The sequence below is a fragment of the Pseudomonas sp. KH_046_2 genome (genome assembly GCF_057838985.1).
Window position 1 is genome coordinate 3,711,233 of the sequence record NZ_CM174480.1, and the last position, 12,733, is coordinate 3,723,965.

Consider the following 12,733-nt stretch of genomic DNA (forward strand, 5'->3'; position numbering starts at 1 on the left):
GAGCACATTGCCAGGGAGGCAATATGACAAGTCAACACAAGCTGTTGCCATCTCTGCTGGACCGATTGCTGGACGATCGTCCGCATCAGTCCATCGAAACGTCATCGCAGCGCTTGTGTTCGCTGGCCGATTACAAGGCCAGCATCGTTCGCGACCTGGAAATCCTGGTCAACACCCGCCAGTCCCTGGTCGCCAACGAGCTGGACGGTTTCGTCAACCTGAGCGGCAGCATCCTCGACTACGGCATGCCGGACTTCACCAGTCGCAGCGTGCTTGATCCGAAGGATCGCCTGCTGATCCAGCGGCAGCTGGAGAAAGCGATCACGGACGGCGACCGGCGCTTTAACAGCGTCAAAGTGCAACTGCTCGCCCAACAGACCGGCCAACGCATGCTGACCTTTCGCGTGGACGCGGTCCTGCGCCTGCAAGACGTCACCCGTCAGGTGTCCTTCGACGCGGTGCTGCAGGTCAACACCCAGGAATACAAAGTGCAGAACCTCAACTGATGCTCGACGAACTGCTGCCCTATTACGAAAAGGAACTGTCGCACCTGCGCTTTTTGGGCCAGGAGTTCGCGAGCCAGTATCCGAAAATCGCTTCGCGGTTGCTTATCGAGGGCGATAACTGCGAAGACCCGCATACCGAGCGCTTGATCGAGGCCTTCTCGTTCCTGTCGGCGCGGGTGCACAAAAAACTCGACGACGAGCTGCCGGAAATCGTCGAGTCGTTTCTCGAAGTGCTGTACCCGCATTACCTGCGCCCTACCCCGTCGATGTCGATCGTCGAGTTCAACCTGGGCAAGCAGGAAAAAGTCACCGAAGCCTTCCGCGTGCCCCGGCACACCGAACTCAGCGCCAACCCGATCGATGGCGTGGTGTGTAAATTCCGCACCTGCTACCCGGTCGAGCTGTGGCAGGTGGCGGTGCAACAGGCGTCGTTCATCGAGATGGAACGTTCGGCGTTCAATGGGCACAGCGCCGACCTGGTGGCGCGCTTGCGCATCGGCCTGGTGGCCACCTCAGACGTGATGTTCGGCAAGCTGGAGCTGGACAGCCTGCGGTTCTTCCTCGACGGCGAAAGCACGTTGATGCTGCAGCTCTACGAACTGCTGTTCAACAACCTGGCCAAGGCCACGCTGACCTTCGAAGATCAGGGGCGTACGCGCGAGGTCGTCTTGCCAGCCAACGCGTTGAAAGCCGTCGGCTTCGGTCGGGACGAAGGCCTGGTGGACTACTCCGAGCGCTCGTTCCTCGGTTACCGCCTGCTGCACGAGTACTTCACCTTCCCCGACAAGTTCATGTTCTTCGACCTGTCGGGTTTTGCGCGCATTCTGGCCGGCAAAAATCTCGAGAAAGTCGAGGTCAATTTCTACTTCTCCGACTACGACCTGAGCGATCGCCTGGCGCGTCTGACGCAGAACATCGGGCGCAATAACTTCAAGCTCAATTGCACGCCGATCATCAACCTGTTCCGCCAGCAGGCCGAGCCGATCAAGTTGACCCACGCCCAGCACGAGTACGCAGTGACGTCGGATGTGCGCCTGCAAGGCTCGGCCGAAGTGGTGTCCATCGATCGCGTACGACGGGTGCGCAAGGTGGGCAGCATCGATCAGGTGGGCACCTGCCATCCGTTTTTCGAACCCCGTGGCGATCAAGGGACGGGCCAGAGCTTCTGGATTGCCCGGCGCCGTGCGCTACAGAGCGGCCAGCGCGATGGCTCGAACGTGTTTATCCGAGTGGTGGATCGCGAGCTGGGGCTGATGGAGGCCAACAACGATACGTTGAGCATCCGCCTGACCTGCAGCAATGCCGACCTGCCCCTGATGTTGCCGTTCGGTGGCGAGCGCGGTGATTTCAATATCCTGGGCAACTCGGTGATCAAGGACATCCGCTGCCTGCGCAAACCCACCGCCACCGTCCGGGTGCCGCTGGGCAACGGCGTGATCTGGCGGCTGATTTCACACCTGTCGCTGAACCACATGTCGCTGGTGTCCCGTGGTCGCGAAGTGCTGCTGGAACTGTTGTCGCTCTACAACTACCGCAACGTGTCGGCGATCCGCAAACAGATCAACGGCATCGTCTCGGTCAACAGTGAACCGGTAGTCGCGCGCATCGGCCACCCGCGGCCGAACTTCGTTCGTGGTGTCGGCATCACCCTCAATTTCGATGAAAGCCAATACACCGGCAGCGGTGTGTTTCTGTTCGGCATGGCGCTCGATCACTTCTTTGGTCAGTACTGCTCGATGAACAGCTTTACCCAATTAACCCTTCGCAGCTTGCAGCGCGAAAAGAGAGTCGTCCAATGGCCACCGCGAACCGGCGATCAACCCCTGGTCTGATCGACCAGGCAAGGGCTGAGCCGCACCGATTCGAGTTTTTCCAATTGGTGCGCCTGCTTCGCCTGCATTACAGCAGAACCGGGCGCATGGACCTGCAAACTCGACCGCACGAAGACCCCCTGCGTTTTCGCTCGCAGCTGTCGCTCAACTTCCCGGCCAGTGAAGTCAGCGATCTGCAGTTCGAGCGTGAAGGCAAGGTGTCCGTGGCCGGCCTGCCGCTGTCCGAAGTGCAAGTCACCTTCATGGGCCTGGTCGGGCCCTCGGGTGTGTTGCCGCGCCCGTACACCGAGCTGTTGATCGAGCGGCACATCCAGTACCGGGATGACGCGGCCCATGCGTTCCTCGACATCTTTTCGCACCGCATGACCACGCTGTTTTACGAGGCCTGGCAAAAGTACAAGTTCTACATCGAGTACGAACGCAACGGCACCTCGGATTTCGACCGTTACCTGCTCAACCTGGTGGGGCTCGGCCCCGAGGCGCAGAAGCAGAAATTCGACAGGCAAGGCTCGCCCCTGCGCCGTGAATTGTTCAGCTATTTCTCCGGCCTGTTCGCGCAGAAACCGCGCAACGCGTTGAACCTGGAAGCGATGCTGACTTTCTATTTTTCCCTGCCGTTCAAGGTCAAGCCGTTTGCCGGTCGCTGGTTGAAACTCGACGCCAGCCAATGCACACAACTGGGGCGCAAGAACGCCGTGCTCGGGCAAAGCGCCGTGGCCGGCAACCGGGTCTGGGACTACCAATCGTGCGTGCGCATCGAGACGGCACCACTGGAGCTGGCCGACTATCAACGCTTGCAGCCGGGCAGCGTCGACTACCAGAAGCTGGTTGAGCTCGTGCGCTTCTACGTCGGCGCGGAACTCGACTTCCAGTTGGCGCCCAGGCTCAAACCGCAGTCCGTGCCCGTCGCCCGCCTGGGTCGTCAGGGCAACGTTTCCCTGGGCCGGCTCGGCTGGCTCAAACGACCAGGCGTCGACGTTGAACCATCCCGCTGCGCCCTCTTCCACATTCCTTTTGATGGGGTCTCCCTGTGAACCTGAAGTCCCTGTTCGCCAAGCTGAACGACACCAGCCGTACCGCCACCGAAAGCGCTGCGGCGCTGTGCCTGTCGGAACACCACTACGATGTCGAAATCGAGCACCTGTTGTTGCAATTGCTCGACAGCCACGACAACGACCTGCCGGCCATCCTGCGTCATTACGACGTAGTGCCTGAACGCTTGCAGGCGCAATTGGTGACGGCACTGGGGACCTTCAAGAAAGGCAATACGCGCACCCCGGCACTCTCCCCGCACCTGACCCGCATGATCGAACAGGCATGGGTCCTGGCCTCCATCGAGTTCGGTCAGGCGCAGATCCGCACCGGCCATCTGTTGCAGGCGTTGCTCGATGACGACGAGCTGCGCCGGGTGGTCATCGCCGGCGCCGCCGAGCTGGAGAAAATCAACGCCGACGATTTGCGCGTGAATCTCAACGCGTTGGTGGAAGGCAGCGCCGAGTCGCAACAGGCCAAGCCACTGGACACTACCGGCGGAGCTAGCACCAGCCCAATCAAAGGCAACGGCAAAACCCCGGCCCTCGATCAATACACCATCAACCTGACGCAAAGCGCTCGCGAAGGCCGGATCGATCCGGTGCTCGGTCGTGAGTTCGAAGTGCGGCAGATGGTCGATATCCTCACCCGCCGCCGCCAGAATAACCCGATCCTGACCGGTGAAGCGGGCGTCGGCAAAACCGCCGTGGTCGAAGGCCTGGCCCTGCGCATCATCCAGGGTGACGTGCCGTCGGTGCTCAAGGGCGTCGCCGTCCACACCCTGGACCTGGGCCTGTTGCAGGCCGGTGCCGGGGTGAAAGGCGAATTCGAAAACCGCCTCAAGTCGGTCATCGAAGAAACCAAACGCAGCCTGCACCCGATCATTCTGTTCATCGACGAAGCGCACACCCTGATCGGCTCGGGCGGCCAGGCCGGGCAGAACGACGCCGCCAACCTGCTCAAGCCAGCCTTGGCTCGCGGGGAACTGCGCACCATCGCGGCGACCACCTGGGCCGAGTACAAGAAGTACTTCGAGAAAGATGCCGCCCTCGCCCGCCGCTTCCAGGTGGTGAAGGTCGAAGAGCCGGACGAAGACAAAGCCATCCACATGCTGCGCGGCCTGCTGGCCAAGATGCAGGAACACCACAAGGTCACGGTGATGGACGAAGCACTGGTGCAGGCCGTGCGCCTGTCCAATCGCTACATCACCGGGCGCCAACTGCCGGACAAGGCCGTCAGCGTGCTGGACACCGCGTGCGCCCGGGTCGCCCTGGGGCAATCGGCGCAGCCTGGGCCGCTGGAAGACTGCAAGCGCCAGATCGACAACCTGCAGGCGGAAATCTCGGTACTGCAACAGGAAGCCGCCAAAGGCAGCGACCATGCCCGACGCTTGAACACCCTCAATACCGAACTGCTCAGCGAACAACAGACCCGCGATGCCCTCGAACAGCAATGGCAACGCGAGCTGCAACTGGTGGAGAAACTCGGCGCTCTCAGCCACCCGGAAAATCACTCACCCGATGCAGGCGAAATTGCCGCGGTGCGCGCCGAACTGACCAGCGTCCAGGGTGAGCAACCACTGGTGCATGCCCTGGTGGATGGCGGCACCATCGGTGAAGTGATTTCCGGCTGGACCGGCATCCCGCTGGGCAAAATGCTGCGCGACGAAATCGAAACCGTGCAACGCCTGCCTGAGTTGCTGGGCGAGCGAGTGCTCGGCCAGGACCACGCACTGCAGGAAATCGGCAAGCGCATCAAGATTTCCCGCGCCCGCATGGAAGACCCGAACAAACCGATCGGCGTGTTCCTGTTGCTCGGCCCGAGCGGCGTCGGCAAGACCGAAACCGCACTGGCGCTGGCCGACACCCTGTATGGCGGCGAGCGTAACGTCATCACCATCAACATGTCCGAGTACCAGGAAGCCCATACCGTATCGAGCCTCAAGGGCTCGCCACCGGGCTACGTCGGCTACGGCGAGGGCGGCGTGCTGACCGAGGCGGTGCGACGCAAGCCGTACAGCGTGGTGCTGCTCGATGAAGTGGAAAAGGCCCACCCGGACGTCCTCGAACTGTTTTTCCAGGTGTTCGACAAAGGCGTGCTGGATGACGGCGAAGGTCGCGAGATCAACTTCCGCAACACCGTGATCATCCTCACCTCCAACACCGGGACCGACCGCATCATGCAGTGGTGCCTCAATGCCCAGCCGCAACCGACGCCGGAAGACATCGTCGACGGGCTGCGTGACGTGTTGAACCAGGTGTTCAAGCCGGCCTTCCTCGGCCGCCTGACCATCGTCCCCTACTACCCGGTCAAGGACGCGATCCTTGAGCGCATCGTCGCGCTCAAGCTGGAGCGCATTCGCCAGCGCTTCGAGCGCAATCATCAAGCCGTCTTGAGCTATGACGAGGCGCTGGTCAAGGCCATTGCCTCGCGCTGCACGGAAGTCGACAGCGGCGCCCGCAACATCGACAACATTCTGTCCAAGACCCTGATGCCGGAACTGGCCCAGCGGGTCCTGGAGCGCATGGCGCAGGACAAACCGATTCAGAGTTTGAACATCGAGTTGGGCAGCGACGGCGATTTCGCCTATCGCCTGAACTGATCGGGCATTTACAGGTAGTGGTCATGGACAACAGATATTCAGGGAAGCGTCCCGAAAAGACGGCGTTGGCTAAATGCCTGACGGCAATGGCGATGATGGCGGTACTGAGCGCCTGTGGCGTCACCGACCGGGTCGGCAAGCGGGTCGACGATACGTGGGCCGGCGACATGCTGTTCGACGACAACGAGAAAGTCATCCTGACGTCCGACGGCGGTAACCAGCTCAATCCCGACGCGTCCGGCAAGCCGCTTTCAGTGGTGCTGCGCGTGTACCAGCTGACGTCGCTGGAGCGCTTTGCGTCGGTGGATGCCGACTCGCTGTGGGACGACCCGCAAAAGGCTCTCGGCAATACCCTGCTCGAAAACCGCGAAATCACCTTGTTGCCGGGCATGGGGCAAGTCGACAAGTGGCCGCTGAACAAGGCTGCGGGCTATGTCGGCGTCGCGGCTTTTTTCCGCACCGACGACAACAGCCGCTGGAAGGTCGCGTTCGACGCCAACTCCCTGCGCAAGGACGGCATCTGGTTCTCCTCCGACGGCCTGCGGGTGCTGGTGGACAACAACACCGTATCCGCCGTCAGCGGTGTCGACGTGCTGAACAAACCCAAGACCCAGGAGCAACTGGCCAAGGCCGCCGCCCAGCCCGACCCGTCTGCCGAACCGACACTGACCGAACGTGTTCAGGACGCCGTGGTGCAAAAGGTCCAGGACAAAGCCGTTGGCTCTGCGCAAAAAGCCGTGGACTCGAAATTGAATTCATTATTGGAAAGCGCTCAATGAGTAAGCAAAGCCGGGTGATGTGGTCCGAAGGCATGTTCCTTTTGCCACAACATTTCCAGTATCAGGATGAGTTCCACCAGCATCAGCTGGCGCAGGCGACCCTGCGCAACACGCCTTTTCACTGGGGCGTGCAGTTGCTGGAAGTGGACGAGGAAGCCCTCGCCACCGGTTCCCTGCAGCTCAAGCGTCTGAAGCTGGTGTTCCCCGACGGCAGCTTGTTCGACGCGCCGCAGCACGACCCGCTGCCGGCGGCCCGGGACTTGAAGGACCTGCTCAAGGGTAACGACCTGAAGGTCTACGCCGCGCTGAAACTGCCTGAGCCTTTCGGCCTGAACTACGTCGAAGACGGCCAGGAGCAAAAAACCGGGCGGCGCTTTCGCAAGCAGTTCGACACCTTGCCGGACCTCAACGAAGGCGACCTGGAAAACGAAATCACCAGTCTGCGCCTGAACGTGGTGATGCTGATCGACGGCGACAACCTCGATGGCTACACCTGGTGCCCGATTGCCCGGCTGTCGCGCAACAACATTGGCGGCTTCAACCTCGACGGGCATTTCGTACACCCGACGCTGCACCTGGGCACCCACGACACCCTGATCGGGCTGGGCAAGCGTTTGCTCGGTGCCTTGCAATCCAAGAGCAAGGCGCTTTCGGGCCGTCGGCGCGAGCGCGCGGACCAGATTGCCGAGTTCGGCTCCAGCGACGTGACCCTGTTCTGGCTGTTGAACACGGTGAACCGTGCCCACCCGGCCCTGGCGCACCTGCTCGCGCATCCGCGCCTGCACCCCGAGCGCTTGTATCTGTTCCTGGCCGAACTCGCCGGCGGCTTGCTGACGTTCTCGCTGGACACTCAGCTCAACGACATCCCCGAGTACGACCACCACGACCCGGCGGCCTCGCTGGTCAAGCTCGACGAAATGATTCGCGTGCTGCTCGATAACGTGGTGCCGAACCAGTGTGTGGTGATCAACCTGACCCAGACCAAACCCTCCTACTGGCAAGGGCAGTTGCACGACCCACGTCTGGCAGAGGCGGACTTCTACATCTCCGTGCACGCCGACATGCCGGGCTCGAGCCTGCTGGAACTGGTGCCACGGGCGTTCAAGGTCGGCTCGCCGGAAGACATCGAAGTGGTGGTCAACAGCGCCATGCCGGGGGTCACCCTCAATCATTCGACCCGCCTGCCCAATGCGATTCCGGTGCGACTGGACAATCACTACTTCTCCATCGAGCCCCATGGTCGGGTCTACGAACGAATGATGAGTGCCCAGGCCATCTCTTTCTATGCGCCCAGCGCGTTCACCAACCTCAAGCTTGAACTGATGGCGGTACTCAAATGACCGAAGCCGTACTGCAAGGCGCCGTTACCGCCGCCCGTGAAAAACCGACCCTCAAAGATCTGGTGCAGGACTTCATCAGCATGGCGCTGATCGTGCGCAAGGGTCGCCAGGTGACTTCGGTCAGCGCCTTCGAGGCGAGCGTCGACACCTTCTTCAAGGCGCTGGAACGCGATGCCCGTGGCGCCAACTACAGCGTTGAACAGGTGAAAGACACCCAGTACGCCCTGTGCGCGTTTCTCGATGAAAGCGTGCTGCGCCCCCTCGAACCGGGTGTTGAAGCCAACCCTTTGCGCAGTCACTTTGAATTGCAGCCCTTGCAGTTCCGCTATTTCGGCGTCCACCTGGCCGGCGAAGGCTTCTTCGAAAAAATCGATGCACTGCGTGGCGACGTCAAACAGAACCTCGACGTGCTCGAGGTTTACCACCTGTGCCTGGCCCTGGGTTTCGAAGGTAAGTTCAGCCTCGGGCAAAAGGACCAGTTGCGCTACGTGGCCAATACCCTGGGCCAGGATATCGCACGTTTTCGCAAAACGCCCAAGGCCCTTTCGCCTGATTGGGCGTTGCCCGACCAGGTTTCGCAGATGCTGCGCCATGAAGTTCCCCTCTGGCTCTACCTGGCGCTGATAGCGCTGGTCTGCACGGGTGTCTACCTGACGCTGGACTGGCTGCTGGCCAAAGACCTGGCCGCATTGTCCGAACAAATCAGCCAGCTGTTCAGTGCCTGAAAACAGGTCAGGTAATCGAGTCAGGAAGACATGAAGACATTATTGCGCTCGTTGAAAAGTTTTTGGTTCCTCGTTTCCGTCCTGTGGCTGGCGAGCCTGGCGGTCTGCTGGTTCGTGGCCCCGCACGTAAGTCGGCTGCGCGGTTATGCGCCGGAGGCAATGGCGATCGTCAGCGCCTTCTACCTGCTGATCATTGTGCTGCGTCAGTACAAGCGCATCCGCGCCGAGCACAACCTTGAAAACCTGGTACAGATCGAAGTCGATCGCTCGCTCAAATCCACCGGTGAATTCCGCGATCAGCAAGTGCTGCGCGAACGCCTCAAACACGCCATCGCGATGCTGCGCGCCGACCGCTCGGCCGGTGGCGGCGGCTCGTCGGCGCTTAACGATTTGCCGTGGTATCTGGTGATCGGCATGTCGGCAGCGGGCAAGACCTCATTGCTGACCCGCTCCGGCCTGTCCGCCAGCATTGCCAGCAGCGCCAACGACACTGAAAGCGGCACCCGGCATTGCGATTGGTATTTCAGCCCCGAGGCCGTGATGATCGATACGGCCGGCCGTTACCTGCGGGACGATCCGTCGGTCAGTGAATTCGCCGCCTTCCTGCGGCTGCTGAAAAAGCAGCGCAGCAAAGCCGCGGTCAACGGTCTGGTGTTGGTGGTGAGCCTGCCTGAACTGCTGGCGTACAGCGCGGCCCAGCGCAACGAACTCGCCGCGCAATTGGTGTCGCGCATCGAGGAGTACAACGATTGCCTGGACGCCAACCCGCCGATCTACCTGATGCTGAGCAAGACCGATCAACTGCCGGGCTTCAGCCAGGCATTTGAAGGCCTGGACCTGAACGAGCGCCAGCAGCCGCTGGGCATGACCTTCGGTTTGTCCGAGATCCGCAACCAGGGCCTGCACACGGTGCTGGATGTCAAGCTGGCCAACCTGCACAGCCATATTCGTCGTCACGTCGACGCCCAGATGATTGCCTTGGGTGCCGATGCCAACAGTGCCTTGCTGAACTTCCCGAACTATTTCACCGAGCTGTCGGGGGTGCTGGAACAGTTTCTCCAGCACTTCGCAGAGACCCGTCGCAACGGTGCGCCACTGTTGCTGCGCGGGCTGTATTTCACCAGTGCCCTGCAGACCGACCAGCAACTGAGCCAGGTGTATGAAGACGACCTGGCCGAGTCGTTCGCATTGCAACCGGAACAAGAGCAAGCGGAACATGAGCAACCGCAGCAAAGCAGCGGCAAGAAAATCAGCGACCGCAGCTACTTCATCACCGATACGTTCCGTCGGGTGATTTTCCCGGACCGTGACCTGACCCTTTATCAGTCGCGCCTTGGCAAGAACACCTCCGCCAGCCCTGTCCTGCTGGGCCTGGCGGTGCTGACTGGAGTCGCGTTCATTGGCTGGCAAGCCCTGTCGTTCCAGAACAACCGTCAGTGGCTGGCCTCATTGCGCGAGCAACTGACCGAGCTGCAACAGTCCCCGGACCGCGCCGGGCTGCTCGCCTCGGGCCAGGGCCTGGAACTGCTGCGCGACCAACTCTCGGCCATCGAGAAGCACCACGCCAAAGGTGTGCCGTTGCAACTGGGCGCAGGCCTTTACCGCGGTGACGACATCTACCGCGTCGCACAGACCGCCTACTTGCAGCAACTGCGTACCCAGGCGCTGGAGCCTGTCACCCTGCAACTGCAATTGCAGATGCGCGCTTTCAATGAATTCGCCAAGACCATGGATGCGCAGAACAGCTTTGCGCCTGCATCTTCCAAAGCCAACTCAGTCAAAGCTCGCGCATCGGGCCAGAAACTGCCAATTCGCTTGAGCAACCTGCCGCGCAGTACCGGTGATGTGGCCAGCCGCCTGAGCGGCGCAGCCAAGGGTGCCGCCCACAAGGCACGGGGCGAAGCGCTAACGGCACTGCGCAACCCGGCCACGGCGAGCGACGCCGCGGATCTGTCGGCGACCACCGGCGGATTGTCGTTGTCCGAAGAAATGCTCGGGCGACTGGATGAGCGCCAGGTCGCATCCATCATCGAGTCCTATAACGCCCTCAAGCTCTACCTGCTGCTGACGCAACCGGGCACCCATCCGGACCCGGAGTTCGTCGGCGTCGCGTTGCCGGTGGCCTGGGCCAATACCGCCAGCGCCGAGAATCCTGTCAGCACTACGGTCATCGAGGACAACTCGCCGGTCTACGTGCAATTGCTCAAGAATGGCCAGGCACCGACCTTGTCGCGTAACGAACAGCTCATCAGCGAAACCCGCAACAGCCTGAAGTCCTTCATGATTTCCAGCTCGCTGGTGGACCGTGAATACCTGCGCCTGCAACTGGAATCCAGCCGGCAGTTTCCGGCGGTCGGCTTGAGCGACCTGGTGCCAATGCCCGGCCGTCAGTTGCTGTACGGCACCGAGGCGGTCCCGGCGATTTTCACCCGTCAGGGCTGGGAGCAGTTCCTCAAGCCTGAGCTGATCAAGCTGGTGTCGGGCAACCTGCAAAACGAATCGGACTGGGTGCTCGATGGTGAAGGCGGCGACAGCATCGTGCAGAAAGCCAACTTCATCCGTGAGTTCATGACGCGCTACAAGCGTGACTACACCCAGGCCTGGTACACCTTCATCGACAGCGTGGGCGTTCGTCATTTCACCGACATGGCCAATGCGACCCAGCAGCTGTCGCTGCTCAGCGACGTGCAGAACTCGCCAGTGAAAATCCTCCTGGCGGCGGTCAACGACAACACCCAATGGGACGTCCCGGCCCCGCGCGAAACCCTGCCGGCGGGCATCAAGCCCGATGACGGATTCTGGAGCGGGATCTTCGACGGCAAAAACACTTCGCCAGGCGCGCTGATTTCGCCTTTGCCGGCGGTCGACGACGGCAGCCTGGCCAAACGCTTCGAGCCAGTGTCGCGAGTGTTCGCCGTGCAGAACGCCGAAGGCGCCGACAGCACGATCATGGACCGCTACCTCGCGGCCCTGCGCAAGCTCAAGGTGCGGATGAACAACATCCAGCGCTCCCAGGATGTTGGCAAGAGCAGCAAGCAGCTGATCAGTGAAACCCTCGAAGGGCTGCCAAGCGAAGTGACCAGCGTGCGCAACTATGTCGAGACCACCGTCGATACCAGCCAGGGCGGCCTGTCCGATTCGTTGCAGGGCCTGTTCAGCCTGCCGATCCAGTTTGCCTGGGAAACCCTGCGCGACCCGGCCGGCCAACAGATTGCCAAGGCCTGGGCGCAGCAGATTGCCAAGCCCTGGGAGCAGGTCATGGCGCACCGTTACCCGATTGCGCCCGGCAGCCGCAATGAAGCCTCGGTCAAGGATCTGCAGCGTTTCGTCGACCCGGAATCCGGGCTGCTGCCGAACTTCAAGCGTAACGAAATCGGCAACCTGTCCGGTGGCGAAGGCCTGGGGATGAGCAGCAACAGCAAGGCAACGCCGCTGGTCAACCCGAACATGGTCAACAGCATCGACAAGGCCAGCTCGTTGGGCCAGGTGATCGCCAGCCTGTCGGACCGCGACAACGGCTTCGAGATCATGCTCGAGCCCTCCGCCAACCTGACCGACATCATCTTCACCCTCGACGGCCAGGTGCAGCATTACCGTAACGGCAAGACCAGTTGGAGCCGCTTCTCCTGGCCGGGCACGACCACCACGCCGGGCGCACGCCTGGATGTGGTGACCCTGACCGGCGAACGCATCACGGTGTTCGACTACCCGGGCCGCTGGGGCCTGCTGCGCATGAATGACAGCGCACGGGTCAACGATCTGGACGGTATCCAGCAACGCTTCAGCTGGAACACCAGCAGTGGCCCGGTCAGCCTCGCCGTGCGTAACTACGGCGGCGTCAAGCTGACTGACCTGGCCAACGTCAAGGCATTGAGCGCGCTCAACGCCAAAGAAGGTCAGGCGCTGTGAGCAGTTGG

The 12,733-nt window shown here is 61.5% G+C and carries 8 protein-coding genes; all 8 read left to right on the forward strand.

The window, feature by feature from the left end; all coding sequences use genetic code 11:
* Positions 1-23: 23 nt before the first annotated feature.
* From tssE to AC3IX1_RS16785, 8 genes are read left to right on the forward strand one after another with little or no spacing between them, the layout of a single operon-like run.
* The gene (tssE, locus tag AC3IX1_RS16750) at positions 24-506 is read left to right on the forward strand and encodes a type VI secretion system baseplate subunit TssE (RefSeq protein WP_489385029.1); all 483 of its coding nucleotides are present in this window, start codon (positions 24-26) and stop codon (positions 504-506) included.
* The gene (tssF, locus tag AC3IX1_RS16755; protein WP_489385030.1) at positions 506-2,338 is read left to right on the forward strand and encodes a type VI secretion system baseplate subunit TssF; all 1,833 of its coding nucleotides are present in this window, start codon (positions 506-508) and stop codon (positions 2,336-2,338) included. Before tssE ends, tssF begins: the two co-directional genes overlap by 1 nt.
* Entirely contained in the window at positions 2,302-3,372 is a 1,071-nt protein-coding gene (gene tssG / locus AC3IX1_RS16760; protein ID WP_489385031.1) for a type VI secretion system baseplate subunit TssG, read from the forward strand. The genes tssF and tssG overlap by 37 nt, the downstream gene beginning before the upstream one ends.
* Entirely contained in the window at positions 3,369-5,972 is a 2,604-nt protein-coding gene (gene tssH, locus AC3IX1_RS16765; protein ID WP_489385032.1) for a type VI secretion system ATPase TssH, read from the forward strand. Before tssG ends, tssH begins: the two co-directional genes overlap by 4 nt.
* A gap of 23 nt (positions 5,973-5,995) precedes the next feature.
* A complete protein-coding gene (tssJ, locus tag AC3IX1_RS16770) occupies positions 5,996-6,751 on the forward strand; it encodes a type VI secretion system lipoprotein TssJ (protein WP_489385033.1) in 756 nt (251 codons plus the stop codon).
* The gene (tssK, locus tag AC3IX1_RS16775; protein ID WP_489385034.1) at positions 6,748-8,091 is read left to right on the forward strand and encodes a type VI secretion system baseplate subunit TssK; all 1,344 of its coding nucleotides are present in this window, start codon (positions 6,748-6,750) and stop codon (positions 8,089-8,091) included. The genes tssJ and tssK overlap by 4 nt, the downstream gene beginning before the upstream one ends.
* A complete protein-coding gene (gene icmH / locus AC3IX1_RS16780; protein WP_489385035.1) occupies positions 8,088-8,816 on the forward strand; it encodes a type IVB secretion system protein IcmH/DotU in 729 nt (242 codons plus the stop codon). The genes tssK and icmH overlap by 4 nt, the downstream gene beginning before the upstream one ends.
* A 30-nt stretch (positions 8,817-8,846) precedes the next feature.
* Positions 8,847-12,725 (forward strand): type VI secretion protein IcmF/TssM N-terminal domain-containing protein, encoded by a 3,879-nt coding sequence (locus AC3IX1_RS16785; protein ID WP_489385036.1) that lies wholly within the window; start codon positions 8,847-8,849, stop codon positions 12,723-12,725.
* The last annotated feature ends 8 nt before the right edge of the window (positions 12,726-12,733 follow it).

Bases quoted from the DNA above. Each gene is read 5' to 3' on its own strand.
- tssG (WP_489385031.1), top strand. From the start codon at position 2,302: ATGGCCACCGCGAACCGGCGATCAACCCCTGGTCTGATCGACCAGGCA.
- icmH (WP_489385035.1), top strand. From the start codon at position 8,088: ATGACCGAAGCCGTACTGCAAGGCGCCGTTACCGCCGCCCGTGAAAAA.
- AC3IX1_RS16785 (WP_489385036.1), top strand. From the start codon at position 8,847: ATGAAGACATTATTGCGCTCGTTGAAAAGTTTTTGGTTCCTCGTTTCC.
- tssE (WP_489385029.1), top strand. From the start codon at position 24: ATGACAAGTCAACACAAGCTGTTGCCATCTCTGCTGGACCGATTGCTG.
- tssJ (WP_489385033.1), top strand. From the start codon at position 5,996: ATGGACAACAGATATTCAGGGAAGCGTCCCGAAAAGACGGCGTTGGCT.
- tssK (WP_489385034.1), top strand. From the start codon at position 6,748: ATGAGTAAGCAAAGCCGGGTGATGTGGTCCGAAGGCATGTTCCTTTTG.
- tssF (WP_489385030.1), top strand. From the start codon at position 506: ATGCTCGACGAACTGCTGCCCTATTACGAAAAGGAACTGTCGCACCTG.